This is a genomic window from Cryobacterium lyxosi, assembly GCF_004403345.1.
Classification (GTDB): domain Bacteria; phylum Actinomycetota; class Actinomycetes; order Actinomycetales; family Microbacteriaceae; genus Cryobacterium; species Cryobacterium lyxosi.
The window spans coordinates 69692-94853 of record NZ_SOGT01000014.1; the positions used below are offsets into that span (position 1 = coordinate 69692).

At 65.5% G+C, this 25162-nt stretch carries 21 protein-coding genes; 9 read left to right on the forward strand and 12 right to left on the reverse strand.

All coding sequences use genetic code 11. From position 1 onward, the window contains the following. Nucleotides 1-38 precede the first annotated feature (38 nt). The 6 genes from E3T27_RS12885 to E3T27_RS12910 all read right to left on the reverse strand — a co-directional run bounded on the left by E3T27_RS12885 (nt 39) and on the right by E3T27_RS12910 (nt 6838). A complete protein-coding gene (locus E3T27_RS12885) occupies nt 39-479 on the reverse strand; it encodes an SIS domain-containing protein (RefSeq protein ID WP_241992246.1) in 441 nt (146 codons plus the stop codon). A gap of 90 nt (nt 480-569) precedes the next feature. Further along, nucleotides 570-1493, reverse strand: a complete 924-nt coding sequence (locus E3T27_RS12890) for an HpcH/HpaI aldolase/citrate lyase family protein (RefSeq protein WP_134573215.1) — start codon at nt 1491-1493, stop codon at nt 570-572. Then, complete coding sequence (locus tag E3T27_RS12895) at nt 1490-1987, reverse strand: MaoC family dehydratase (RefSeq protein ID WP_104197007.1); 498 nt, start codon at nt 1985-1987, stop codon at nt 1490-1492. Before E3T27_RS12895 ends, E3T27_RS12890 begins: the two co-directional genes overlap by 4 nt. A gap of 20 nt (nt 1988-2007) precedes the next feature. Then, nucleotides 2008-3174, reverse strand: coding sequence for an acyl-CoA dehydrogenase family protein (locus E3T27_RS12900; protein ID WP_104197008.1), 1167 nt, complete (start codon nt 3172-3174; stop codon nt 2008-2010). Continuing rightward, nucleotides 3171-5216: an ATP-binding protein gene (locus E3T27_RS12905; RefSeq protein ID WP_134573217.1), complete on the reverse strand. Its 2046-nt coding sequence runs from the start codon at nt 5214-5216 to the stop codon at nt 3171-3173. The genes E3T27_RS12900 and E3T27_RS12905 overlap by 4 nt, the downstream gene beginning before the upstream one ends. 14 nt (nt 5217-5230) lie before the next feature. After that, a complete protein-coding gene (locus E3T27_RS12910) occupies nt 5231-6838 on the reverse strand; it encodes a carboxyl transferase domain-containing protein (protein WP_134573219.1) in 1608 nt (535 codons plus the stop codon). Nucleotides 6839-6950: 112 nt separating this feature from the next. Between E3T27_RS12910 and E3T27_RS12915 the strand changes: the two genes are divergently transcribed. Then, nucleotides 6951-7550, forward strand: coding sequence for an SACE_7040 family transcriptional regulator (locus E3T27_RS12915; protein WP_134573220.1), 600 nt, complete (start codon nt 6951-6953; stop codon nt 7548-7550). Between the two features lie 17 nt (nt 7551-7567). Here the strand turns inward: E3T27_RS12915 and E3T27_RS12920 are convergent, their stop codons facing one another. The 4 genes from E3T27_RS12920 to pdhA all read right to left on the reverse strand — a co-directional run bounded on the left by E3T27_RS12920 (nt 7568) and on the right by pdhA (nt 12169). Then, entirely contained in the window at nt 7568-8230 is a 663-nt protein-coding gene (locus E3T27_RS12920; RefSeq protein WP_104197012.1) for a VOC family protein, read from the reverse strand. A 209-nt stretch (nt 8231-8439) separates the two neighbouring features. Next, the gene (locus E3T27_RS12925) at nt 8440-10002 is read right to left on the reverse strand and encodes a dihydrolipoamide acetyltransferase family protein (RefSeq protein WP_134573222.1); all 1563 of its coding nucleotides are present in this window, start codon (nt 10000-10002) and stop codon (nt 8440-8442) included. Then, nucleotides 9999-10958 (reverse strand): alpha-ketoacid dehydrogenase subunit beta, encoded by a 960-nt coding sequence (locus tag E3T27_RS12930; protein WP_233200753.1) that lies wholly within the window; start codon nt 10956-10958, stop codon nt 9999-10001. The genes E3T27_RS12925 and E3T27_RS12930 overlap by 4 nt, the downstream gene beginning before the upstream one ends. A gap of 98 nt (nt 10959-11056) precedes the next feature. Continuing rightward, nucleotides 11057-12169 carry a pyruvate dehydrogenase (acetyl-transferring) E1 component subunit alpha gene (gene pdhA, locus E3T27_RS12935; RefSeq protein WP_134573224.1) on the reverse strand — a complete coding sequence of 371 codons (1113 nt, stop codon included), beginning with the start codon at nt 12167-12169 and terminating at the stop codon, nt 11057-11059. A 131-nt stretch (nt 12170-12300) separates the two neighbouring features. On the opposite strand from pdhA, the gene E3T27_RS12940 reads away from it, so the two are divergent. The 7 genes from E3T27_RS12940 (at nt 12301) to E3T27_RS12970 (ending at nt 20041) form a co-directional block, all read left to right on the forward strand. Further along, nucleotides 12301-12765, forward strand: coding sequence for an Lrp/AsnC family transcriptional regulator (locus E3T27_RS12940; protein WP_134573226.1), 465 nt, complete (start codon nt 12301-12303; stop codon nt 12763-12765). A gap of 197 nt (nt 12766-12962) precedes the next feature. Next, a complete protein-coding gene (locus tag E3T27_RS12945; protein WP_134573228.1) occupies nt 12963-13448 on the forward strand; it encodes an NADH-quinone oxidoreductase subunit B family protein in 486 nt (161 codons plus the stop codon). Next, entirely contained in the window at nt 13445-15457 is a 2013-nt protein-coding gene (locus tag E3T27_RS12950) for a proton-conducting transporter transmembrane domain-containing protein (protein ID WP_134573230.1), read from the forward strand. The genes E3T27_RS12945 and E3T27_RS12950 overlap by 4 nt, the downstream gene beginning before the upstream one ends. Continuing rightward, nucleotides 15454-16395 carry a respiratory chain complex I subunit 1 family protein gene (locus tag E3T27_RS12955; RefSeq protein ID WP_104197018.1) on the forward strand — a complete coding sequence of 314 codons (942 nt, stop codon included), beginning with the start codon at nt 15454-15456 and terminating at the stop codon, nt 16393-16395. The genes E3T27_RS12950 and E3T27_RS12955 overlap by 4 nt, the downstream gene beginning before the upstream one ends. Nucleotides 16396-16404: 9 nt before the next feature. Next, complete coding sequence (locus tag E3T27_RS12960; protein ID WP_104197019.1) at nt 16405-17064, forward strand: hypothetical protein; 660 nt, start codon at nt 16405-16407, stop codon at nt 17062-17064. Further along, the gene (locus tag E3T27_RS12965; protein ID WP_104197020.1) at nt 17064-18512 is read left to right on the forward strand and encodes a proton-conducting transporter transmembrane domain-containing protein; all 1449 of its coding nucleotides are present in this window, start codon (nt 17064-17066) and stop codon (nt 18510-18512) included. The genes E3T27_RS12960 and E3T27_RS12965 overlap by 1 nt, the downstream gene beginning before the upstream one ends. Continuing rightward, nucleotides 18512-20041: a hydrogenase large subunit gene (locus E3T27_RS12970; RefSeq protein ID WP_134573231.1), complete on the forward strand. Its 1530-nt coding sequence runs from the start codon at nt 18512-18514 to the stop codon at nt 20039-20041. The genes E3T27_RS12965 and E3T27_RS12970 overlap by 1 nt, the downstream gene beginning before the upstream one ends. 53 nt (nt 20042-20094) lie before the next feature. Here E3T27_RS12970 and E3T27_RS12975 read toward each other — a convergent pair whose 3' ends face one another. Both E3T27_RS12975 and E3T27_RS12980 read right to left on the reverse strand, forming a co-directional pair. Beyond that, nucleotides 20095-20430, reverse strand: coding sequence for an ArsR/SmtB family transcription factor (locus tag E3T27_RS12975; protein WP_233193289.1), 336 nt, complete (start codon nt 20428-20430; stop codon nt 20095-20097). 513 nt (nt 20431-20943) lie between these two features. Next, nucleotides 20944-23232: a polyribonucleotide nucleotidyltransferase gene (locus E3T27_RS12980; protein ID WP_104197022.1), complete on the reverse strand. Its 2289-nt coding sequence runs from the start codon at nt 23230-23232 to the stop codon at nt 20944-20946. A 182-nt stretch (nt 23233-23414) separates the two neighbouring features. Between E3T27_RS12980 and E3T27_RS12985 the strand changes: the two genes are divergently transcribed. Next, complete coding sequence (locus E3T27_RS12985; protein ID WP_134573233.1) at nt 23415-25148, forward strand: glycoside hydrolase family 88 protein; 1734 nt, start codon at nt 23415-23417, stop codon at nt 25146-25148. Nucleotides 25149-25162: the final 14 nt, after the last annotated feature.

Genomic DNA, 25162 nt, shown 5'->3' on the forward strand with positions numbered 1-25162 from the left:
TCGCTGAGGTTGTCACTCAGGATGCCGAGCACGGCTGATCACGCTGACCGCGAGGCCTCCCCCAATCGCCCGGACACGATTTCAACGAGCGACTCGATCAAGACTGCATGTGGAACCCGGGACGTGTATTCCAGTTCGTGACGGAAGTATCCGTGTGCCGGCGCGACTACGAGCGCGATGTCGGCCAGCGAAACCAACGGGGAACTCGCAAACGACGTCACCACGACCAGCACGGCATTCGCAGCGCGCGCCGACCGGGCAGCCTTGATGCTCGACTCATTGGCACCGCTGCCGCTGATGACGACGCAGGCATCTGCAGATCGCAACTGGCGTGCTGAAATCTGCTGGCCGATCGGATCGGAGACGAATTCCGTGGGGCGTCCGATGGCGGTCAATCGCATCGCCAGGTCAGACGCCAAGGGCGCCGACAGCCCGTTGGCGAGCGCCAGCACCCGGTTTGCCGACGTGATGCGCTGCACGGACTCTTCGACCGCGCTTTCAATAAAAAAGGATGGCCGCTGTTCTGGGTTTGAACCCGCCCTACTTTCTTCCTGGACGGTAGGCGCCGCTCAGCGGGCGGCCCGGCGCAGCACGGCCTCCGCGTGGCGCAGCACGGGGCCGTCGATCATGCGGCCCCCGTGCTGAAAAACACCGCGCGCACTCGCGGCGGCTTCGAGCAGCCCGAGGGCATAGTCCACCTCGGCGGCGGTCGGCTGATAGGCGGCCCGAATGACCTCCACTTGGCTGGGGTGGATGCAGGCCGTCGCGGTGAAGCCGCTCGCGACGGCATCCGCTGCCTCGTTTTCGAGGCCGGCCGTGTCGGTGATGTCGAGATGTACGGCGTCGATCGCGGCCTTGTCGTGGGCCCGAGCGGCCAGTAATACCTGGGAGCGTGCATAGCGGGCGACGTCGCGGTAGCTACCGTTGGCGAACCGGCTCGAGGTACCACCGAGCGAGGCGAGGAGATCTTCGGCACCCCACATGAGCGCGACGACGTTACGTGCTGCGGCAATCTCCGTCGCTGAGATGACGCCGGCGGCGGTCTCGCACAGGGCGATCACGCGGTACTCGGCCAGGCCTTCGACCTGGCCGGCGCTGACAGTTTTGGCGAGCATGACCTCGCGGTATTCTGTGCGCTCGAGCGCGGCCAGGTCGAGCGCAAAATCGGTCGTGTCGGCCGGATTGATGCGCACGATCGTGCGGGCAGGCTCGAGCGGATGCTCGATCAGCGCGCGCCGCGCAGCGGCCCGGTCCTCGGGCGCGACGGCGTCCTCCAGGTCGAGAATGACGGCGTCGGCACGCTCGGCCGCCTTCGCATAGCGCTCGGGCCGGTCGGCCGGGCAGAACAGCAGAGCCGGGCCCAACGTGAACGGTGCCGGGGTGAAGGGGCTGAGCCCGGCAGGACTGTCATCGAAGGGATCGGGGCCGGCCGGGTCGAAGTCCGGATCGAACTCTTGCCCACCGAACAGGTCGCCGTCGAACGCGCCGCTCATTGCGCGGCGTCCTCGCACCAGACCAACACGGTGCGCACGGCCGTGCCCACTACAACGTTGTCCTGGTTGCGCCCGGTGTGTTCGAGCGTGACAATGCCCTGTCCCTGGCGGCTCGCGGAGAGGCGTTTGTCGGTGACGATGCTCTCCGAGTACAGGGTGTCGCCGTGATGCAGCGGATGGGGAAACGTCACAGCCGAAAATCCCAGGTTCGCCACGATCGTACCCTGGGTCAATTGCGCCACCGAGCTCCCGACCATGGTCGAGAGGGTGAACATGGAATTGACCAGACGTTCGCCGAACGGCTGGGTGGCCGACCAGGCGGCATCGAGATGCAACGCCTGCGTGTTCATGGTCATCGTCGTGAACAGCACGTTGTCGGCCTCGGTCACGGTGCGGCCGGGGCGATGCTGATACAGCGCATCGAGGTCGAACTCCTCGAAGTAGAGACCGCGCTGGCGCACCGGGTGGCGCTCGGGCGTATCGGGGTCGGACATCTGCTTCTCCTTAATCTGGGTCAGCTGGCGAATCCCAGGGCCCGCGAGATGACCATGAGCTGCACCTCGGTCGTGCCCTCGCCCAACTCGAGCACCTTGGAATCACGATAGTGCCGCGCGACCGGATTCTCATTCAGAAAGCCGTATCCGCCAAAGATCTGCGTAGCATCGCGGGCGTTGTCCATAGCCGCCTCACTGCCGACCATCTTGGCGATCGAAGCCTCCATCTTGAAGGATTTGCCGTTGATCATTTTCAGCGCAGCGTCGTAGTAGGCGAGGCGCGCGGTGTGAACGCGCGCCTGCATCCGTGCAATCTTGAACGCGATGTGCTGATTGGAGCCGATCGAGCGGCCGAAAACATTACGGCTGTTCGCATAGCGGATCGACTCTTCGAGGCAGCCCTGCGCCGCGCCGGTGCACAGCGCGGCGAAGGCGACGCGGCCCTCGTCGAGGGTCTGCACGAAGTTGGCGAAGCCGCGGCCACGCTCGCCGAGCAGGTTGGCCTCCGGCACGCGCACGTTGTCGAACACAAGCGGGTGGGTGTCTGAAGTGTGCCAGCCGACCTTGTCGTAGGGCGGGAGCGCCGTGAAACCGGGGGTCGGTGTCGGCACCAGGATGGCGGTCAGTTCTTTCTTGGTGGAACCGTCGGCGCGAGTGGCTTCCCCCGTGACCGCGGTCACCGTCACCAAGCGGGTGATGTCCGACCCGGAGTTGGTGATGAACTGCTTCGTGCCGTTGATCACCCATTCGCCGCCTCTGAGCTCGGCGGTGGTCTTGGTTCCCGCGGCGTCTGAGCCGGCATCCGCTTCGGTGAGACCGAACGCGGCGAGCGCTGAGCCACTCGCGAGGCGCGGAACCCACTCGTGCTTCTGCGCCTCGGTGCCACTGCGGAACACCGGCATGATGCCCAGGCCCACTCCGGCCTCGAGGGTGACGGCGATGCTCTGGTCGACGCGGGCGAGCTGCTCCACGGCGAGGCAGAGCGCGAAGTAGTCATTGCCCTGGCCGCCGTACTCCACGGGGAACGGCAGTCCGAACAAGCCCATCTGCCCCATTTCGGCGATGATGCCGTAGGGCAGGCGGCGCAGGGTGTCGTACTCGTAGGCGGCCGGCGCGACAACGGTATCGGCGAAGTCTCGAACCGTGTCGCTCAGGGCTTGGTATTCGGGGGTGAGTTCGTAGGTCATTCTGCGTCTTCCTTGTCTGCGATGGTTTCGGGGGTGCTGATCGTCGCGACGATCTGGTCCAGTGTCACCAGGTCACCCGTCTTGAGGTTCACTGTGACCTGGCCGAACGTGGCGGCCACGAGTTTGTGCTCCATCTTCATCGCCTCGACCACGAGGATGGTTTGGCCCACCTGCACGGTGTCACCAGTGGCGGCGTGCACGGCTATGACGGTGCCGGGCATCGGCGAGCGCACGTCTGGACTTTCCTCCCCTGGCACGCGGTCGCGGCCCGCGAGATGTTCCGCGAGCTGCTCGGCCCGTGATCGGTGTCGCAGGTCAACCGAGAATCCGTCGGCACCGATCCACAGCCGCGCTCCGGACTGCTCGATGGCGAACACGCGGGTCTCACCGTCGTAATCGATGCGAAATCTGCCCGGGCGACCTTCGATCAGCGTGAGTCCGGCTTCCACGGCCGGTCCGTCACCGATCGAAACGGATGCCGCCCCCGGCGCCCCGACAACCCGCACCTCCACGGCGTCGGTCGCGCTGACTCCCAGCGAGTACCGCACCGGACGCGGCGAGCCCACCCGCCACCCGCTCGGCCGCGTCCACACAAAGTTCGCGCCGGTCAGATCGGACACAGCCGACGCCCGCCCGTGCAGGAACAGCGCCGCGGCGGCGAGGACGTGCCCGTCGGCTGTGCGAAAGGTGAGGTCGGGAAGCTTGCGTTCGATCAAACCGGTGTCGAGGCGGCCGGCGCGCACGTCGGCATCCGCTAGCAGCAGCCGAAGGTATTCAGTGTTGGTGTGCACGCCGAGCACGACGGTATCGGCAAGCGCCCGGTCGAGACGGTTCAACGCCTCAAGCCGGGTGGGAGCCCAGGCGATCACCTTGGCGAGCATCGGGTCGTAGTGCGAGGCGATCGACAGGCCCGGAGTCAGCGAGCTGTCAACGCGCACGCCCTCGCCCCTGGCCTCGTGCAGCTGCAGCACGGTGCCGGTGGTCGGCAAGAAGCCGCGCTCGGGGTTCTCCGCATAGACCCGCGCCTCGATCGCATGCCCCGTGAGGCATATATCGGATTGGGTGGCCGTGAGTGGCTCTCCTGCTGCAATGCGCAACTGCCAGTCCACCAGGTCGAGGCCGGTGACCAGCTCGGTGACCGGGTGTTCAACCTGCAGGCGGGTGTTCATCTCCATGAAGAAGAATTCGTTGGGAGCTGCCGCCGACACCAAGAATTCCACGGTTCCCGCGCCGCTGTAGCCGACGCTGCGGGCAGCGGCACAGGCGGCCTCGCCGATGCGCGCTCGTATCGCCTCGTCGAGCAGGGGGGAGGGCGCCTCCTCGATGACTTTCTGGTGCCGGCGCTGCAGTGAGCATTCGCGCTCGCCCAGGTGAATGACGGCGCCGTGGTTGTCGGCGAGCACCTGCACCTCAATGTGCCGCGGGGTGGCAACGAGCCGTTCGAGCAGCAGGGTGTCGTCGCCAAAGGCGCTCTGCGCCACGCGCCGTGCGGTCTCGAGGGTGGAGGGCAGGTCTTCAGCCCGTTCCACCACGTGCATGCCCTTGCCGCCGCCACCGGCGGAGGGCTTGATCAGCATCGGATACCCCACGTCGACGGCCGCCGCGATGAGCTGCTCGTTGCTGAGGCCCGGCTGAGCCACCCCGGGAATGATCGGCACCCCGTAACCGGCCACGTGGTTCTTCGAGCGGATCTTGTCGCCCATCGTATTGAGCGCGTGCACGCTCGGCCCGATGAACACGATTCCGGCGTCCGCGCAGGCCTGTGCGAACACCTGGTTCTCGCTGAGAAATCCGTAGCCGGGGTGAATCGCCTGGGCCCTGGTTCGGGCAGCAGCGGCCAGGACGGCCGCTATGTTCAGGTAGCTGTCAGCCGGCGCGGCGCCACCGAGGCGCACCGCGGTATCCGCTAGCGACACGTGCCGAGCGTCACGGTCTGCGTCGCTGTACACGGCGACAGAGCGGATGCCCCGCTCGCGCAGCGTGCGGATGATCCGGCAGGCGATTTCGCCGCGATTGGCGACCAGAACGGTGTCAAATGTCATGGAAATCGTCTCCCTCACATTCGGAACAGGCCGAAGGCGGACTCGCCGAGCGGCGCGGCGGAGCACACAGCGAGGGCGAGGCCGAGCACCGTGCGGGTGTCGGCCGGGTCGATGACGCCGTCGTCCCACAGCCGGGCGGTCGAATAGTAGGGGCTGCCCTGCTGCTCGTACTTTTCGAGGATCGGGTCGGTGAAGGCGGTCTCGGCCTCGGCTGACCAGGTATCTCCGCCGCGCTCGATCTGCTCGCGCTTGACGGTGGCGAGCACGGACGACGCCTGCGCGCCGCCCATCACCGAGATGCGGCTTCCCGGCCACATCCACAGGAAGCGGGGCGAGTAGGCGCGGCCGCACATGGAGTAGTTGCCGGCGCCGAAGGAGCCACCGATCACCACTGTGAGTTTGGGCACGCGGGCGGTCGCGACGGCGGTGACCATTTTGGCACCATGCTTGGCGATGCCGCCGGCCTCAGCCGCCTGGCCCACCATGAAACCGGAGATGTTCTGCAGAAAGACGAGCGGGATTCCGCGCTGGTCACAGAGTTCGATAAAGTGGGCGCCTTTCTGAGCAGATTCGGCGAACAGGATGCCGTTGTTGGCGACGATTCCCACCGGGTGGCCGTGGATGTGCGCGAACCCGGTCACGAGGGTGGTGGCGTATTCGCGCTTGAATTCGTGGAATTCACTGCCGTCGACGATGCGCGCGATCACTTCGTGCACGTCGTACTGGTCCAGCACGTCGACGGGGACGGCTCCGTAGAGTTCGCTTTCGTCGGCGACCGGTTCGACAGTAGCGATCACACTCCACGCCGGAGCCTTGGCCCGAGGAAGGGTCGAGACGATGTCGCGCACGATCTGCAGGGCGTGCTCATCGTTTTCGGCGAGGTGGTCGGTGACGCCGGAGACGCGGGCGTGCAGGTCACCGCCGCCGAGCTCTTCGGCGGTGACGATTTCGCCGATCGCGGCCTTCACCAGGGGCGGTCCGCCGAGGAAGATGGTGCCCTGGCCCCGCACGATCACGGTCTCGTCGCTCATGGCGGGAACGTAGGCACCGCCGGCGGTGCACGATCCCATCACCGCTGCGATCTGTGGGATCTTGGCCGCGGACATCCGGGCCTGGTTGTAAAAGATGCGGCCGAAGTGGTCACGGTCGGGAAAAACCTCGTCCTGTAGGGGCAGGAAGGCGCCCCCGGAATCAACGAGGTACACGCAGGGCAGGCGGTTCTCGAAGGCGATCTCCTGGGCCCGCAAATGCTTTTTCACCGTCATCGGGTAGTAGGTGCCGCCCTTGACGGTGGCGTCGTTGGAGATCACGAGCACATAGCGCCCGTGCACGAGGCCGATCCCGGCGATGACGCCCGCTCCCGGGCTGTCGTCATTGTAGAGACCGGTCGCGGCCAACGCCGCGATCTCGAGGAACGGACTGCCGTCGTCGAGTAATTGGTCGATGCGCTCGCGGGGCAGCAGCTTACCGCGGGCGAGGTGGCGCTGCCGGGACTTCTCCGGCCCGCCGAGGGCGGCCGTGGCGAGGCGTTGCTTCAGGTCGGCGACGAGCTGTCGCTGGGCAGCGTCATTGCTGCGAAACGTCTCGGCAGAAGAGTTGAGCTGACTCGCGAGCGTCTCCATCGACATCTTCCCTGTGGCGATGCCGGGCGACCCGGTATCAAGTACAGTTAGTGTTCACTAACTGAAGTTCAGGTTAGTCATGATTAACTGAAATGTCCAGTGGGAGGCTTGCATGAACGCACCGATCGAAACCACGTCGCGGAGCCGGGCCAAAGCTGACCGACGGTCGGCCCTGCTCAGCGCCGCAGCCACGCTCTTCGCCCAGTCCGGATTCAACGGGGTCTCGATCGAAGACCTCGGCGCGGCGGTCGGGGTGAGCGGGCCGGCCGTCTACCGACATTTCAGCGGAAAGCAGGCCGTACTGGCCGCGCTGCTCATCGATGTGAGCGAGGATCTCGTGGCCGGTGGTCGAACCGTTGTGACCGAGACAACGGATGCTGCTGCCGCCCTGGGTGACCTCGTGCGCTTTCACGTTGACTTCGCGTTGTCGAACCCCGAGGTGATCCGGGTGCAAGACCGCGACCTCGACAGCCTCGCGGAGTCGGACCGGCATCGGGTACGGCTGCTGCAGCGCGAGTACGTGGAACTGTGGGTTGAGGTTTTGCACCGGGTGCACCCTGCGGCCGACGAGGCGCTGCTGCGCATTCGGGCCCACGCGACATTCGGGCTGCTCAACTCAACACCGCACAGCGCCCGTGTATCCTCTCGGGCCGCCGAGCGTGCCCTGCTCGAGGAGATGGCCCTCGCCGCCCTCGGCCTGCCGGGCGCGTGACAGACCAGACGAACCGGTCAGAACGCAGCGGTACAGACGCAGAGCTCGTTGCCCTCGACGTCGACGAGCACCCACCAGTCGGGGGCGTGCTCGTCGCTGAGTAGCGCGCCGCCCACTTCGAGCACGGCCGCGACTCGGTCTTCGGCGTCATCGCTCGGCACGTAGACGTCCACGTGAATGCGGTTGCGCTCGGTGCGGGCGATTTCCATGTGCTGGAACCACACCTTGGGGGCGAGGCCGCGCGGATCGACCAGTTCTACACCATCGTCGCCGGTGACCTCGGTGTAGCCGAGGCCGACCCGCCAGAATGGACGCACGGCATCCGCGTCAGTGCAGTCGATCGCAATGTCGTAGCGCGTCGGGTGCGCCGGACGCGCCTCGGCCCCGAGAGCGTCGGCGATCTGCTGCACCCGGGCCGCGAGCTCGACATCGCGCGCGGTGACTCCCCCGGCATCGTGCGAGGTCAGCACAAGCGACACCGCCCCGTAGCCGAGACGCACGTCGGGGTGGTGATTCAGCGCCTCGGCGGCCTCGCCGATGCGATTGACCAGTTCGAGGGCGGATGCGAAGTCCTTGGTGCTAAACGTGGCGTGCAGGCATCCGTCGAGATGCACGAAAGCGGTGCCCACGAGTTGTTTCTTCGTCACAAAGGGGGCGAGGAGTGCAGCTTCTGCGTTCATACCTCCACTCTGCTACGCCCCCGCACCCCGGTCAACCGCCCCTCTGGTGCACAACTCCTGCAATCTGCAGCGTCGAAACCTGGCTGCTCCGTCATTCCGCGGGACTTTTTTGTCGGTCGTACAGATTGCAGGAGTTATGCGCCAGCGAGGGGCTGAAGCGACTGGTGCTGGCCTGGTGGCGGGCCGTAATGGTGAGGAGAGTGGAAGGGTTAGACCATGGTCAGTACCCGGGCCGGGTCGGCGAGGATGGCGCCGATGTCGGCCAGAAAACGCGAACCCTGCTCGCCGTCGACCAGTCGGTGGTCGAACGACACGCTGAGGGTGAGCACCTGGCGCAGGGCGACCTGGCCGCGATGCTCCCACGGCCGCGAGCGGATGGCGCCTATCGCGAGGATCGCCGCCTCCCCCGGGTTGAGGATCGGGGTGCCGGCGTCGATACCGAACACTCCGATATTGGTGATGGTGATCGTGCCGCCTGCAAGCGCTGCCGGGGTGGTGGTGCCGGCCCGGGCTGACATCGTGAGCTCGGCGAGCGCCGCAGCGAGGCCGCGCAGGTCGAGCCGTTCAGCGTCGACGATGTTCGGCACGAGGAGTCCGCGCGGGGTTGCGGCAGCGACGCCGAGGTTCACGTGGTGGAACTGCACGATCTCGCCGGCAGGCTCATCCCACCGGGTGTTCACCGACGGCGTGCGGCCCACGGCCAGGCAGAGCGCCTTGGCCACCACGGCGAGAATACCGATGCCCGCATCGGCGAACTGCCGGTCGGCACGCAGCGAAGCCAGCAGTTCGACAGTCGGGGTGACGTCGATGGTGAGAAACTCGGTTACGTGTGGCGCGGTGAACGCGCTCTGCACCGTAGCGGCGGCCGTGAGTTTGCGCAGGCTTCTGATCGGCGAACGGGTCTCGCCCAGGTGGTCACCGCTCGTGGCCGGCCGGGCAGCCGCAGCACCGGGTGACACGGACCCGTGCAGGTCGGGGATCGGCGCTGACTCGGTGATACGGGCGCGAACGTCATCACGCGTGATCAGGCCGTCTTTTCCGGTGCCGGTGACCATAGTGAGGTCAATCCCGAGGTCACGAGCCAGGGCGCGCACCGGCGGCGTCGAGCGCGGTCTTTCCTCAGCGGACGACGCGGCGGACGGTTCGACGGGTGCCGCGGTGGGTGCTGCGCTAGCTACTGCGGTCGCTGCTGCCGTGGGTACCGCGGCGGACGGTTCGGCGAGTGCCGCGGTGGGTGCTGCGCTAGCTACTGCGGTCGATGCTGCCGTGGGTACCGCGGTGGGCGGTTCGACGGGTGCCGCGGGTACTGCGGGTACCGACGCACCGGCTCCCGTGCGGGCGCGACGCTGGGGGTGTCCGCCGCGCTCGATGGCGGGGCCGTAGCCGACCAGATTGGCCTCGCGTTGCTCGGCCGGAGATGCAGACGCATCCGCAGCCGGAGATGCAGACGCATCCGCTTCCGCAGACGCAGACGCAGACGGATCCGCACCCGCAGCATCCGTTGTTGGCGACGAATCTGTGGGCTCATCGGCGGCGTCGATCTGGAAGGAGACGATCGGTTCGCCGACGTGCACGACTACCCCGGCCGGTTGGTGCAGCTCGCGCACGACTCCGGCGAACGGGCTGGGCAGTTCGACCACGGCTTTGGCCGTTTCAACGTCGGCGATGTGCTGGTTGAGCGTGACCTCATCGCCCGGCTCCACGAGCCAGGCAACGATCTCTGATTCGGTGAGCCCTTCACCGAGGTCGGGCAGCTTGAAGACCTTGATCATCGTCGCCCCATGACCCGGTCGACACCGTCGAGAATGCGGTCGAGATCGGGCAGATGGTGGCTTTCCAGCTTGGCCGGCGGGTATGGCACGTCGAAGCCGGTGACGCGCACCGGCGCGGATTCCAAATAGCTGAAGCAGCGTTCGGTGATGGTCGCGATGATCTCGCCGCCGAGTCCGCCCGATCGGGCCGCCTCGTGCGTCACGACGAGCCGCCCGGTTTTACGAACGGATGCCTCCACCACTGCATAATCCACCGGTGACAGTGAGCGCAGGTCGATGACCTCGATCGACACGCCCTCGTCGGCGGCGGCGAGTGCCGCGTCCCGTGCGGTCGCCACGAGCGCCCCGTAGGTGAGGAGTGTGACATCCGTTCCGGGGCGCACGATGACGGCCCGCTCCATCGGAAGCCCGAGCTCTGGCACGACCTCGCCCTTCACGTGGTAGCGACGCTTGGGCTCGAAGTAGAGCACCGGGTCGTCGCTCGCGATGGCCTGGCGAATAAGACTGTAGGCATCCTGAGCGTTGGAAACGGCGATCACTCGCAGGCCAGAGGTGTGGGTGAAGTACGCCTCCGGCGATTCGGAGTGGTGTTCGGCCGCTCCGATTCCGCCGCCGAACGGCACCCGGATTGTGATCGGCATGCGCACGGCGCCCTGGGTGCGGTAGTGGAATTTGGCGACCTGGCTGACGATCTGGTCGAAGCCGGGAAAGATGAAGCCGTCGAACTGAATCTCACAGACGGGCCGGTAGCCGCGATAGGCCAGGCCAACGGCGGTGCCGATGATCGCGGATTCGGCGAGTGGGGTGTCGATGACCCGGCGAGCCCCGAACTGGGCGAGCAGGTCGCTGGTCACCCGAAAGACGCCGCCGAGGGCTCCGATATCCTCGCCGAGCAGCACAACCTTGGGGTCATCGAGCATGGCTTGGCGCAGGCCCTCGTTGATGGCCTTGCCCATGGTGAGGGTCTTGGTCTCGCTGAGCGGGGTGGGTTGCGGCGCATTGAGGCCGGGAACCGTCGACACGATTGCCGGGGTCATCAGGGAGGTCATGGTCGTCAGGCCTTTCGGTTCTGTTCGGCACTATCGTGTTCCGTTGCAAAGCTTCTGAGGTAGCCGGCGTAGTCGGTGCGCTGGCGCTCGAGGGTGGCATTGGAGGTGGCGTAGACGTGATCGAACACGCTCAGCGGTTCGGGGTCGGGCATGCCGATGCAGCCCGCACGAAGTTCGGCGGCTGCGGCATCGGCCAACGCCGCAGTGGCCGCCTCGACCTCGGGCGTGATTTGACCGAGGCTGTTCAGCAGCCGGTGCAGACGCAGCACGGGGTCGCGCGTCTTCCACTCGGCCAATTCCGCCGGGTCTCGGTAGCGGGTGGGGTCATCCGCTGTGGTGTGTGGTCCCATGCGGTAGGTGACCGCTTCGATGAAGGTGGGGCCGCCGCCGGTGCGGGCCCGGTCGAGGGCCATGCGGGTTGCTGCCATGACTGCGATCACGTCGTTTCCATCGATACGCAGGCTGGGGATGTCGAAACCCGGCGCACGATCGGCGATATTGCGGTGCGCCTGCACCCCGACCGGCTCGGAAATAGCCCACTGGTTGTTCTGGCAGAAGAAGACCACCGGGGCCTGGAAGCTCGCCGCGAAGACCATGGCCTCGTTCACGTCGCCCTGGCTCGTGGCACCATCGCCGAAGTAGGTGATGGCGACGGAATCGACGTCGTCGCGCTGGGCACCGAGCGCCCAGCCGGTGGCGTGTAAGGTCTGCGCGCCGATAATGATGGCTGGTGTAGCCATGTTGACCGCGTACGGGTCCCAGCCGGACTGGGCGTTGCCGCGCCAGACCTTGACGATGTCGATGAGGTTCACGCCACGGCAGTAGGCGACAGCGTTCTCTCGGTAGCTGGGAAAGATGAAGTCGTCGCTGCGCAGGGCGCGGGCCGAGCCCACCTGGGCGGCTTCCTGGCCGAGCAGCGGAGGCCACAGGCCAAGTTCGCCCTGGCGTTGAAGGGCGGTTGCTTCGGTGTCGATGCGGCGCACCACGACCATGTCCCGGTACAGCGCCAGAAGGGCCGTTCCATCGAGGTCTTCAACCCACGGGTCGAAGTCACCGCGGGGTTTTCGCTCGCCGTCAATCGCGAGAAGCTGCACGAGCTGGGGTGAGGAATCAATCATGGGGCGCTCCGAGCGTCATTGCTAAAGTTGACGTGAGCCTATGTCGACCCGACAGAGAGCACAACCGCTGTCAAAAATAGTGTGCAGAGTGCCCTATTCAGGCTCGCCAGACCGTGTTAATGTTTTGCACTATGTACAGCCTTGACAAGACCGACACCAAGCTCCTCCAAGCACTCTCCGCCGACCCGCGCAGTACCTTCGTTGCGCTCGCCGACACGCTCGGGCTCTCCCGCAATACCGTGCAGGCACGCATGAAGCGCTTGGAAGACTCTGGCTCCTTTCTCGGCTTCGATCGCCGCATCAATCCTGCCGCCCTCGGCTACCCGCTGACCGCGTTCATCGAGGTGCACGTGCAGCAGAAACGGCTTGCGCAGATCGTGACCGACCTTGCGCTGATCCCTGAAATCGTGCAGGCTCACGGCATGAGCGGACCGGCCGACCTCCTCGTGCGGGTGGTCTGCACGGATGCCGCCGACCTGTTTCGTATCGACGGAACGATCCTCGCCTGCGACGGCGTGGAGCGCACGGAGACATCGCTCGCGATGGGGGAGGTTATCTCGTATCGCCTGACACCGTTACTCGACCGCCGGGGGTAGCCAGTGCTCACCCGCCGCAATCTATTTGCTAAATTCTCCATATAGTTATATAAAGAAGTAATGAAGTCAACTGCGTTGGTAGTCTTGCACACAACCAGACGCACCGTAGAATCCGTCGCCTGCCCTTCACCCTTCGACTTCGCGTTCCCCAGAGAAGGCACCAGTTTCGTGAACATGCATGCACATCGGAGACTCGGATGAGTTTCCTGCGATTGACCACTCTCATTCGGCACGGCGCACGCATTGCCGAACCGGCACCGCCTACCCCGCCGCTGTTTGCCGGGGCTGAAGCCTTTGGTGGCAGTGTGCAGGTGCGTTTCATCAATGCCGGTGGCTGCAACGACTGTGCGCTCGAGGTGGCCGCCGCGTTCGGCCCCGTCTACGACGTGGAACGCTACGGCGTGCGCCTGGTTCCCTCACCGCGGCACGCCGACGTGCTGCTCATCGTCGGCAGCGTGACTCGAAATATGGCCCAGCCCCTGCTGCGCACCATCGAGGCCACCCCCACGCCCCGGTTCGTGATCGCAGTCGGTGACTGTGCCCTGCACGGCGGCGCCTTCCGCGACGGATACGGCATCATCGGGCCCGTTTCCGATTTCGTGCACGTGGATATCGAGGTGCCGGGTAGCCCGCCGGAGCCGACCGATATTGTGCGAGCCTTGCGACGAATGACCGGCCGATGAGCGGCATCGGTGCAGGATTGCTCCTGCAACTCGGCTTGGGCGCGCTGGCCGTGCTGACCGCCCTGACAGCAGCACCGTCTCTGCGGTCGCGGGCGGTCGGCGTGCTCTGCACCCTCATCGCGGTGACCGGCTTCCTGACCGGCCTCGGGGCCATGCTCGGCGCCACCGGCGGCCTGCGCATTACGATTGCCCTGCCCATAGACCCGCTGTTACTGGCCCCCGATCGTCTCGGCGGCCTGTTCATGCTCATCGTCTCGGGTGTGGGCATCCTCGTATCGCTCTACGCGATGAGTTCCACCCATGGACCCGACGCGAGCCGCACAGCGTGGGTCGCCATGCCGATGTTCCTCGTGGGCATGCAGCTGGTGCCCGCCGCGACGGATTCGGTCTCGTTTCTGCTGGCCTTGGAGATCATGACCCTCGGCTCCACAGTGCTATTGCTGGCCGACCATGCCAGCCGGGCAACGGTCGCTTCGGCCGGTATCTGGTATTCGGCGATGTCGCAGCTGAGCTTCTTCTTCATCCTCGCCGGCTTCGCCGTGCTCGCCGCCGCGTCGGGCGGAACGAGCTTCATCAATCTGCAGGCGATCGAACCCGTGCCCGCGAACGTAGCCTTCGTGCTGCTTCTGCTCGGCTTCGGCGGCAAGGCCGAACTGGTGCCGCTGCACGTGTGGGTACCCCGGGTGCTCCCCGAAGCGCCCAGCCACGTTTCGGCCGCGATGAGCGGTGCCATGGTCAAGATCGGCGTTTACGGCGGTCTGCTGGTCTCTGTGCGACTCCTGCCCGATGGCCCCGCCTGGTGGGGCATCGCGATCATGGTGGTCGGCGGCGCATCCGCTCTTTACGGCATTTTGCAGGCCTCCGTGTCGAGCGATCTCAAAGTACTGCTGGCCTACTCGACAACGGAAAACATGGGTCTGGTCTTTCTCGCACTCGGCGCGAGCATGCTGCTGCGCGGTTACGACGCGCAAGCGGCAGCGGATGCCGCGCTTGTGGCCGCCCTGCTCCTCGCCGTCAGCCACGCCGCGTTCAAATCGACGTTGTTCCTCGGCGCCGGCGCCATCATCCATGCCACCGGCGAACGCAACCTCGACCGGCTCGGCGGGCTTGGCGCCCGCATGCCCGTCACTGCCGCCGCGTTCGGCATCGCCAGCCTCGGCGCTGCTGCGATCCCAATCACGAGCGGCTTCGTCGCCGAGTGGATGCTGCTGCAGTCGCTCATTCACGGCGGTCGCCTTGACGGAGCGGTCGTCTCGGTCGCGGCATCCGTTGCCATGCCCCTCGCTGTCGCTGTGATTGCCCTCACCGCCGGCCTCGCCCTGCTCACCTTCGTCAAGGCCTACGGCATCGCCTTCCTCGCCCGACCGCGCAGCGCTGAAGCAGCGGATGCCCGCGAGGTGCCGCCGCTCATGCAACTCTCCCTCGTCCTTGGCGCCCTCTTCGTGCTTGCCCTGGGGCTTCTCCCCGGCCCGATTGCCGCGCTCGTAGCGCACACCGTCAGTGCGAACCCGAGCGCCGCCGTGCAGTCCGTCGGTCTCGGCGGCGTCTCGCTGCCGGGCATCGGGGCGGTGCTCGACCCGATCATGCTCGTCGTGCTCTCGGTCCTGGTGGCCATTCCGGTGATCATCTCGATCATCGTGTCGGCCCGTCGGTATCCACATCGCACGGTCGAGCTGCCCTGGGGCGGCGGCGGCTCCCGGGCGAGGCCGCGCATGCAGTACACCGCGACCTCCTACGCCGAGCCGCTCGTGCGAGTCTTCGACGACGTGCTCAAACCGTCGCGCGACGTGCAGGTCACGCACGTGGCCGAGTCTCGATATTTGGTGGAACGGGTACGGGTGGAACAACGAGTATCGGATGTCTTTGAAACCCGGCTGTATCGACCGGTACTCAACCTGTTTCAGCGCTACGGAATCGTCGTGCGCCACATCGCCAACGGCAGCATCCACCGCTACCTGTCCTATTCTTTCGTTGCTCTTCTGATCGTGCTGATCGTGGTCTCGCTATGAACGCCATCATCATCGCCTTCGTGCAGGTCGTCCTGTTCATCTTCCTCGCCCCGGTACTGATCGGGGTGATCCGCCAGGTGCGGGCCACGATCGAAGGCCGAGCCGGCGCCGGAATCTGGCAGCCGTGGCGCGACGTGCGCAAGCTGCTGGCAAAGAACCCGGTACGAGCCACCGACAGCAGCTGGATGCTGAGGGCAGGCCCGGTCGCCCTGGTCGTGTCCAGCCTGCTGCTCTGCGTACTGCTGCCGCTGGTGGGCACCATTCCCTTCGCTCTGGTTCCCAGCGATCTGTTCGTCATCGTTTCCGTCATGCTGATCGGCGTCGTGGCCCTCGCGCTCGTCGGCCTGGACGGTGGAACAGCCTTCGGCGGCATGGGCTCCAGCCGGCATATGACAGTCGCGGCGCTCGTTGAGCCAACTTTGCTGCTCTCCATCTACGCATTTTCGATCCCGGCCGGAACCAGTACCCTGTCGGTCATCGTTGAAACCCGGCTGCTCTCCCCCGAGGTGATCATCTCGCCGGTCAGCGTGCTGGCCCTCGTCGCCCTGTCGATCGCCATCATGGCCGAGACCGCCCGACTTCCCATTGACAATCCGGGCACCCACCTCGAGGTGACCATGCTGCACGAGGCGATGATCCTGGAAGCGAGCGGGCGCGACCTGGCCTGGCTCGAAGTCGGCTCCTGGCTGAAGCTGGCCGCCCTGCTCGGCCTGGTCAGCAACCTGGCCGTGCCGTGGGGCGTCCTGACCGATTTCAGCGCTCTCGGCTTGGCTGTCGGTGTCGTGAGCATCACCGTGAAGGTACTCGTACTCGGTGTAGTGCTGAGTGTCGGCGAGATCTTCCTGGCCAAGGTGCGTCTGTTCCAGGTGCCGGAGCTGCTCGCCGGCTCGTTCGCCCTCGCTTTCCTCGCCGTCACCGCCTCCTACCTGGTCGCCTGAGGAGCATCCGTGTTTGAGAACATCTACCCCCAACTGATCGGCCTGTGCGCCGGGGCACTGCTGCTGACGAGCGCGCTCATGGTCTGGCGACACTCCTTGCTCGCATCGATTCGACTACTCGCCCTGCAAGGCATCGCTCTCGCCGCTCTCGTGGCGGTCATCGGGATCGCCGAGGGCGAGCCTGAGCTGGTGCTCGTGTCGCTCCTCATCCTCTCGGTCAAGGGCATCGGCCTTCCCTGGGTGCTCGCCTACCAATCCAAGGCATCAATAAAGCAAATTCAGGAATCGCCCCGGCTCAACCCGACCGCTGCCCTCTTGACGGTCACCCTGTTGACCATCCTCAGCTATGTCGTCGTCAGTCGTGTCTTCGGTCTCGGCAGCAGCAGCACCGGTCATGCCGCCCCGATCGGCCTCGCCATGGTGCTCATCGGATTTCTGCTGCTGATCAGCCGGCGACGTGCCCGATCGCAGCTCATCGGTTTTCTGCTGCTCGACAACGGCATCGCCACGATTACGTTTCTCACCAGCGGCGGGGTGCCGATTCTGCTCGAATTCGCGTTCTCGCTCGATGTTTTGCTGGTGGTGCTTATTTTGCATGTATTCGCGGGCCGCATGCGCACCAAGTTCGGCGGCACGGCCGTCGATCAGCTCAGGGAGTTGCACGATTGATGTCCTTAATACTGTGGATTCCCCTGGTCGGCCCGCTCGCCCTTGCCGGGCTCAGCCTGCTGCCGGGCACCTCCGCGCTCCGCCGTTTCGTCGGCGTCGCCGCGTCGAGCGCTGTCCTGATCGCCGGCCTGGTGCTGGTTAGCGCCGTGCTGAACGGTGCCGTGCCCGAAACCGGCGGCGGCATGCTGCGCGCCGACGCTCTCTCGGCCTACATGATCAGCGTCGTCGGAGCCGTTGGCCTCATTGCAACCTGGGGCGGGCTCAGCAGCGCCGCATCGAGCCGCACGAAAGTTGCTGCCAGCTACGAGGCCCTCATCGCCCTGTTCCTGGCGGCTATGTCCCTCGCCGTTCTCGCCGACAGCATCGGCCTGATGTGGGCCGCCGTCGAGGCGACCACCATCGCCACCGCCTTCCTCGTGGGTCACCACCGAACCGGTCGCTCCCTCGAGGCGGCCTGGAAGTACGTCATCCTCGGTTCGGTCGGCGTGGCCATCGCGCTGTTGGGCATCGGCTTCATCTACGCCGCGTCCGTCGGCACCGACACCCCCACGCTGTCCTGGCTGCTGCTCAGCCAGTCAAACCTCGGCCTCGACCCGGCGCTCATCACCGCCGGCGGCGCTCTCGCGGTGCTGGGTTTCGCGACCAAGGCCGGCCTCGCTCCGATGCACAGTTGGCTGCCGGATGCCCACAGCCAGGCGCCGGCGCCGGTCTCCGGCCTCATGTCCGGCGTGCTGCTCTCGGTCGCTCTCTACGCCATCCTGCGCATCCAGTCCATCACCAATCTCGTGATCGGCCCGGAGTTTCTGCGCATCATGCTCAGCATCGGCGGCCTGCTCTCTCTCCTCGTAGCCGCGTCGCTGCTCATCCGTCAACGCGATTATAAGCGGATGCTCGCCTATTCCAGCATCGAACACATGGGCCTCATGGCCATCGGGGTCGCTATCGGTCCAGCCGCGCTCCCCTCGGTGCTGTTGTACGTTCTGGGCCACGGCCTGATCAAGGCGACTCTGTTCGTGATCTCCGGGCGCATCCTCAAAGTCGAGGGCACCCCGGTGATCGCAGACGTGCGCGCCCTGTTGGTGCGACGGCCCGGCCTCGCCGTGCCGTGGCTTATCGCCATGGCAGCCATCGTCGGTTTTCCGCCGTTCAGCATCTTCTTCTCCGAGGTCGGCATCATCATGGCTGGCTGGTCGGTAGGCCTCGGCGGCGTCATCGGAGCGGCCCTGGTGCTGCTACTCGTGATCTTCGCCGCGTTTACCCGTTTGACCGTTCAGATGACTCTTGGCCCTCCCGCGGAGGGCGTTGGATTCACCCCCGACTACTCGGCCCACGGTCCACGCCTGCCGATCATTTTGGCCCTGGCGACGACGGCGACGGTCGCGTTCGTCGCCGAACCGGTCGGCACTCTTCTGCTGCAGGCCACAGCCGTTCTGGGAGGTAGCAACTGATGCGTGATGAGCGAACGCCGCAAGACCTGGCCGCCGATAACCTGGCTGCTGGTGGAACTGAACTGCGATACCTGAGCCGTTCCCAACTGCCGAGCGCTGCCAGCGCGCTGCTGGATGCTGGTAGCCGGCTGGCCCTCGTCGCCTGCCACGAGGACGACGACGACTTTCGCATCGTGTATTCCTTCGTCGGAATCACGCCGTCGCTGCGCGCAGACCTCTCGGTCAGTGTGCCGAAAAACGACGCCTGGATTCCCAGCCTCGCCGAAATATCCCTCTCAGCAGGCAACTTCGAACGCGAAATACGCGACCTGTACGGTATCGTTCCCCGCAACCACCCGCAGCCACACCGTCTGGTGCGCCATGGCCACTGGCCGCGCGGCTGGTACCCGATGCTGCGCGCCAATGCCGTCGTGCCGGAGTTTGAGCCCGACGTTGAGTCGTTTCCATTCGTGCCGGTGGAAGGCCCCGGCGTCTACGAAATCGCGGTCGGCCCGATCCACGCCGGCATCATCGAGCCCGGTCACTTTCGGTTCTCCGTCGTGGGTGAGACCATCGTGCGCATGGAAGCCCGCCAGTGGTACCTGCATCGCGGTGTCGAGAAAGTGTTCGAGGGCAAGACCGCGGCCGAGGGCGTGCTTTTGGCCGAACAGATCAGCGGTGACACTGCCATCGGCCACTCCCTCGCTTTTGTCATGGCCGTCGAGCAGGCAGGCGGTATCGAGGTCTCCGAGCCGGACCGGCTCCTGCGTGCCCTGCTACTGGAGCTCGAACGCCTCTACAACCATGTGACCGACCTCGGCTCGCTCGCCAACGACGTGGGCTTCGGCATCATCGACGCGCACGCGCAGGGTCTGCGTGAGCAACTGATGCGCATCAACAAGTCGGTCACGGGGCATCGCCTGCTGCGCGGTGCTCTCAGCGTCGGCGGTACGCGCGTGACCGCTCTCCCCGCTGCCGCCGAGCTCGCCCGAGTGAGCGCGGCCGTGGCCGAACTGGTCGGCATCACTCTTGGCCATGCCATCGTGCGTGGTCGCTTCACCGGAACAGCCCGGTTGTCCCGGGCACAGGCCCTCACGATTGGAACGCTCGGCTACGTCGCTCGCGCGTCGGGCATCGCTTCGGATGCGCGCTTGGAGCATCCGTTCGTCAACCTCGGCGAAGTCTTTCACGTCGTCACCGAAGAAGGCGGCGACGTACTGGCCCGGTACACCGTGCGCGCGCGCGAACTCGAGGTCTCGACCGCCGTCGTGCTCGACCTGCTGCCGCGTCTGCGGGGTCACACCGGTACCGCGTTCAGCGTGAACCCCACCTCGACCGGCACGGGCCTGGCCCTCGTCGAAGCCTGGCGGGGTACGACGACGCACCGAGTCGAACTCGCCGCCGACGGCACACTCAGCCGGGTGAAGATCGTCGACCCGTCGTTTCTGAACTGGCCCGCCGTGCCGCAGGCCCTGTCGGAGACGATCGTTCCCGATTTTCCGCTCGCGAACAAGAGTTTCAACCTCTCTTACGCCGGAAACGACCTGTAGACACGCTGACGGCACCCGACCAGCCGTGGTCGAGCACTATTCTGTTTCGAGGACTATTCCGTTTCGAGGTGGCGGAGCAGGGCGTGCGAGTCCGCCAGGTTGGCCAGCACCATGCGCTTGGCCGCGGCCAGCAACTCAATTGCACTCGCATCTTTCAGGGCATAGAAGATGGAGTTTCCCTCGCGGCGCGTTGCGACCACGCCGGCACGACGCAGCACGCCAAGCTGCTGCGACAGGTTGGATAGCTCGCAACCGAGCGTCTCGGCTAGGCTACCCACCGAGCGTTCACCGGCAACGAGCTGTTCCAGAACCTGCACGCGCAACGGATGTCCCAACGACTTGAACAAGTCGGACTTTAATTGGGCGACGGTTAGACCAGAACTCAGCACGATCTGAGTATATCGCTACCTTATGATTCTTTCAACTAGATGCCCGGCGGGTCCTGCGACGCATCAACAAAGCGGAGACGCGGGGTGTCCATCGCCTCGACGGAGCTCTTGATAACGCGGTTGAGCGCGTCCTGGCGACATTTTGCACATCGCACAGCGTGGACAATTCCGGTTTGAACTGCCGCGGATCGCTCAACGCCGCGATCTTCGCCGGCGGCTCTGCCGCCGCCACAAGCCCGCACGTTCTCACCATCCTGGAAATCAGAACGCGCAGCTGAGTCAGGCCAGTGGTAAGTGCGCCGGAACAGGCGTTGTTCGACACAGAACTACAGGAGCTGAAATAACCGTCTATGTGTCAGGCCGCGAACGTAGTCCGGAGATCAGGCACGACAAGTCAAGCACACGCTGCCACTCGGGCAACGGACGCGAAAAGGCCCGCACTGCAAGCAGTGCGGGCCTTCCGTCAACCCGACCGACCTGGCGAGAGGTGATCGGGAGATCTATTGGGGCAGCTTAGACCTCGGTCGACGCGTCTGCGCTGTCGGAAGCCGCAGCGCGACCTTCGGTGTCAGCAGCCTCGTCGAGCACCGGGGCGAGCGACAGCTTGCCACGGTCATCGATCTTCGTGATTTCCACGAGAACCTTCTGGCCGACGCCGAGCACGTCTTCGACGTTCTCGACACGCTTGCCACCTGCAAGCTTACGCACCTCAGAGATGTGCAGCAGACCATCCTTGCCCGGAAGCAGCGAGACGAAGGCACCGAACGCGGCGATCTTGACGACGGTTCCCAGGAACTGCTCGCCAACCTCGGGGTTGGTCGGGTTCGCGATGGCGTTGACCTGGGCCCGAGCGGCCTCCGCCGACGGCCCGTCGACGGCGCCGATGTACACGGTGCCGTCTTCCTCGATCGAGATGTCGGCACCGGTGGTGTCCTGGATCGAGTTGATGGTCTTGCCCTTCGGGCCGATCAGCTCGCCGATCTTGTCGACGGGGATCTGCACGCTGATGACGCGGGGCGCGGTGGGCGCCATCTCGTCGGGAGCGTCGATCGCCGCGTTGAGCACGGAGAGGATCGTGGTGCGGGCGTCTTTCGCCTGGGTCAGCGCGCCAGCCAGGACCGAGGCGGGGATACCGTCGAGCTTGGTGTCGAGCTGGATCGCGGTGATGAATTCGCTCGTGCCGGCCACCTTGAAGTCCATGTCACCGAGGGCGTCTTCGGCGCCGAGGATGTCGGTGAGAGCCGCGTAGCGAGTCTGGCCGTCGACGGTGTCGCTGATCAGGCCCATCGCGATGCCGGCAACCGGGGCGCGCAGCGGCACGCCGGCGTTCAGCAGCGACAGGGTGGAGGCGCAAACGGAACCCATCGAGGTGGATCCATTGGAGCTGAGCGCCTCGGAGACCTGACGAATGGCGTACGGGAACTCCTCACGCGTTGGCAACACGGGAACCAGGGCGCGCTCAGCAAGCGCTCCGTGGCCGATTTCGCGGCGCTTCGGCGTTCCGACGCGACCGGTTTCACCGGTCGAGTAGGGCGGGAAGTTGTAATTGTGCATGTAGCGCTTTTTGGTGACCGGGTTCAGCGAGTCGATCGACTGCTCGAGCTTGAGCATGTTCAGGGTGGTGACGCCCAGAATCTGGGTTTCACCGCGCTGGAAGATGGCCGAGCCGTGCACGCGCGGGATGACCGCAACCTCGGCGTCGAGCGGACGGATGTCGGCCAGTCCACGACCGTCGATACGGATGCCCTCGTTGAGCACGCGGGAGCGCACGACGAGCTTGGTGACCGACTTGTATGCCGCGTTGACCTGGTTGTTGGCACTCGCGTCGAGCTCGCCGGCTTCGACCTTGGCCGCGATGGCGGTCTTGACGGATGCCTTGAGCGCGTCGTCCGCGTTCTGACGTTCGACCTTGTCGGCGATCGTGTAGACCGTCTTGAGCTGGTCGTAGGACAGGGCGGCGACAGCATCGTACGTGGCCGGCTGGTACGGCGGGAAGAGCGCGAAGTCGGCAGTCGGCTTGGCCGCAGCGTCGGCTACCTGCTGCTGCGCGAAAACGAGCTGCTTGATGAAGGGCTTCGAGGCCTCGATGCCCTGGGCAACGACGGCTTCGTTGGGCGCGATGGCGCCACCCTTGATCAGGTTCCAGGCGGCATCGGTGGCTTCGGCCTCGATCATCATGATCGCGACGTCCTGCGTGCCGGCGGCATCCGTGACAACGCGGCCGGCGACGACCATGCTGAACACGGCGTCATCCAGCTGCGAGTGCTTCGGGAAGGCAACCCACTGGCCGCCACCGTTCTCGTCAGGAATGAGGGCGACGCGAACGCCACCGATCGGTCCGGAGAACGGAAGCCCGGCAAGCTGGGTCGACATCGAGGCCGCGTTGATGGCGAGCACGTCGTAGAGTTCGTCGGGCTCGATGGCGAGGACGGTGATGACAACCTGGATCTCGTTGCGGAGACCGTCGACGAACGACGGGCGCAGCGGCCGGTCGATCAGGCGGCAGGTGAGGATCGCGTCGGTCGACGGGCGGCCTTCGCGACGGAAGAAGCTGCCGGGAATGCGGCCGGCAGCGTACATGCGCTCTTCGACGTCAATGGTCAGCGGGAAGAAGTCGAAGTTGTCCTTCGGCTGCTTGCTGACGCTCGTGGCGGAGAGCAGCATCGTCTCTTCGTCGATGTACGCGGCGGCGGAGCCCTGCGCCTGCTGGGCGAGACGCCCGGTTTCAAAACGGATGGTGCGCTTGCCGTACTTGCCGTTATCGATAACGGTTTCGGCGAACGTGATTTCTGGACCCTCCATGTGGGGGTTTTCTCCTTTAAGTTTGCTTCTCGCCATTCTGGCGACGAAGGCTCGCGTGCCCGTATGACAGGCGAGTTGGACGAGTCGATTCCATAAAATCGGCCCCGTTCAGCGTAACAGACCCACTCGAAGCCACCGGCGTCAGCATTGCCAGAACGACGGCCCGCGAGTATTTTGACACCATGAAAACCGTCCTTGCCTTGCTCATGACTGTTATCGTCGTTGTTCTGCCGACCGCGCAGACCTCGCAGGCCGCTACCGCGGCACTGCCATCCCGTTCATCGATCGTGCAGGCCGCGCGGTCCGCAACCGACTATTTCTATGCGCACAATGGCGGAGCGAGCTCCGACGCCGGCTGGAAATGGGCCCCCTATTTCATGGGGGTAGAGGCCCTCGTTCAGGAAACCAACGATCCGACCTACCGGCAGTGGCTGCAATCCTGGGGCACACGAAACAACTGGAACGCCGACGCACCGTCAAGCCCCACGTCGAACCCCGACAGCCGTGCGGCCATCCAGGTCTGGCAGGACTCCGCCAATGTCGGGGTGAATGCAAACCTTGCGCCATCCGACGGGTTCATGGCCGAGGACCTCAGCCTCGCACCCAATCGCTATTGGTGGATCGACTCGATGTTCATGGGCCTACCCCTGTGGCCGCGCTGGGCTACCCGAACCGGCAAGTCCACTTATCAAGCGAAGCATTCGCAGTTCTACAATTTTCTCAAGAACGACGGCACGACGCCGGTGCGGCCCGGCTGCACCGCCGACGGGCTGTTCGATGTTAGCGAACAGCTGTGGTGGCGGGATTGCAAGTACGTCGGACAGCGAGATTCGCTCGGCCACAAGGTCATGTGGGCGCGCGGTAACGGCTGGGTGATCGGGGCGATGGCGCGCACGCTGATGGTATTGCCGCCGGCAGACCCGCAGTACACCGAGTACACCGAGTACAAAACCATGCTCCAGACGATGGCCGCCCGGCTGGCCCAGCTCCAGGGATCTGACGGGATGTGGCGCAGCAGCCTGCTCAGCCCGTCACTCTTTCCAGCGCCCGAAACCAGCGCTACGGCGCTCTTCGTCTACGCGATGGCGTACGGCATCCGCACCGGACTGCTCGACTCGGCGACCTACCTTCCGGTCATCACGCGCGCTTGGGCCGGACTCAGCACGATTTCGCTGAAAAGTTCGGGCTTCCTGTCAAACTGCCAAGGCGTTGGGGAGGCCCCGGCCAAACCCAGCACGACAACGTCCATTGCCTACTGCGTTGGTGCGTTCACGTTGGCCGCGTCCGAGGTCGCCCGACTTAGCGGCGTCCTGGCCTCCGACACCTTCGGTCGCACCGTCACCGGCGCCCTGGGATCAGCCGAGCTGGGAGGTTCGTGGACCGCAGCCACGGGCTTCTCCGTGGCACGCGGAGTCGCGCAGCTGACCACGACGCCGGGAAGCACCCGGGGTACTTACCTGAATGGAGTGTCCAGTCAGGACACCGAGGTGCGCACGAGCCTCAACCTCGTGCGACCGACTACCGGGTCTGCCTACATCGCGGTCATCGGTCGGCGTATCGGCAGCGCGTCCTACGGAGCCAGGATCGTCGTGGCGCCGAGCGGCAGCGTCAAGCTGCAGATTCGGCGCACGAATACGACCGTGGTGGATCTGATCGTTCCAGGGCTCACCTACACACCCGGAAATCGACTGCAACTTCGATTGCAGGTCACTGGGGTCTCGCCCACGGCGATTCGAGCCAAGGTATGGAAAGTTGGCACGGCCGAACCCAGCACCTGGCAGGTCAGCAAGAGCGACTCGACGGCCGGCCTGCAATCGGTGGGTTCCATCGGTCTGGTGCTGTACTCCGGCAGCAACGCCGTTCCCTCGCCCCTCGTCGTGTCGGTCGAGGAGCTCTGGGCCGGCTCCACCCGATAACCGAGGTTCCAGTG

Excerpts from the sequence above, each read along its gene's own strand:
- E3T27_RS12945 (WP_134573228.1), top strand. The coding sequence starts at position 12,963 with ATGAGTTTCCTGCGATTGACCACTCTCATTCGGCACGGCGCACGCATT.
- E3T27_RS12985 (WP_134573233.1), top strand. The coding sequence starts at position 23,415 with ATGAAAACCGTCCTTGCCTTGCTCATGACTGTTATCGTCGTTGTTCTG.
- E3T27_RS12915 (WP_134573220.1), top strand. The coding sequence starts at position 6,951 with ATGAACGCACCGATCGAAACCACGTCGCGGAGCCGGGCCAAAGCTGAC.
- E3T27_RS12930 (WP_233200753.1), bottom strand. The coding sequence starts at position 10,958 with ATGGGCAAGGCCATCAACGAGGGCCTGCGCCAAGCCATGCTCGATGAC.
- E3T27_RS12920 (WP_104197012.1), bottom strand. The coding sequence starts at position 8,230 with ATGAACGCAGAAGCTGCACTCCTCGCCCCCTTTGTGACGAAGAAACAA.
- E3T27_RS12910 (WP_134573219.1), bottom strand. The coding sequence starts at position 6,838 with ATGGAGACGCTCGCGAGTCAGCTCAACTCTTCTGCCGAGACGTTTCGC.
- E3T27_RS12970 (WP_134573231.1), top strand. The coding sequence starts at position 18,512 with ATGCGTGATGAGCGAACGCCGCAAGACCTGGCCGCCGATAACCTGGCT.
- E3T27_RS12895 (WP_104197007.1), bottom strand. The coding sequence starts at position 1,987 with ATGTCCGACCCCGATACGCCCGAGCGCCACCCGGTGCGCCAGCGCGGT.
- E3T27_RS12890 (WP_134573215.1), bottom strand. The coding sequence starts at position 1,493 with ATGAGCGGCGCGTTCGACGGCGACCTGTTCGGTGGGCAAGAGTTCGAT.
- E3T27_RS12980 (WP_104197022.1), bottom strand. The coding sequence starts at position 23,232 with ATGGAGGGTCCAGAAATCACGTTCGCCGAAACCGTTATCGATAACGGC.
- E3T27_RS12955 (WP_104197018.1), top strand. The coding sequence starts at position 15,454 with ATGAACGCCATCATCATCGCCTTCGTGCAGGTCGTCCTGTTCATCTTC.
- E3T27_RS12925 (WP_134573222.1), bottom strand. The coding sequence starts at position 10,002 with ATGATCAAGGTCTTCAAGCTGCCCGACCTCGGTGAAGGGCTCACCGAA.
- E3T27_RS12905 (WP_134573217.1), bottom strand. The coding sequence starts at position 5,216 with ATGACATTTGACACCGTTCTGGTCGCCAATCGCGGCGAAATCGCCTGC.
- E3T27_RS12965 (WP_104197020.1), top strand. The coding sequence starts at position 17,064 with ATGTCCTTAATACTGTGGATTCCCCTGGTCGGCCCGCTCGCCCTTGCC.
- E3T27_RS12940 (WP_134573226.1), top strand. The coding sequence starts at position 12,301 with ATGTACAGCCTTGACAAGACCGACACCAAGCTCCTCCAAGCACTCTCC.
- E3T27_RS12950 (WP_134573230.1), top strand. The coding sequence starts at position 13,445 with ATGAGCGGCATCGGTGCAGGATTGCTCCTGCAACTCGGCTTGGGCGCG.
- pdhA (WP_134573224.1), bottom strand. The coding sequence starts at position 12,169 with ATGATTGATTCCTCACCCCAGCTCGTGCAGCTTCTCGCGATTGACGGC.
- E3T27_RS12900 (WP_104197008.1), bottom strand. The coding sequence starts at position 3,174 with ATGACCTACGAACTCACCCCCGAATACCAAGCCCTGAGCGACACGGTT.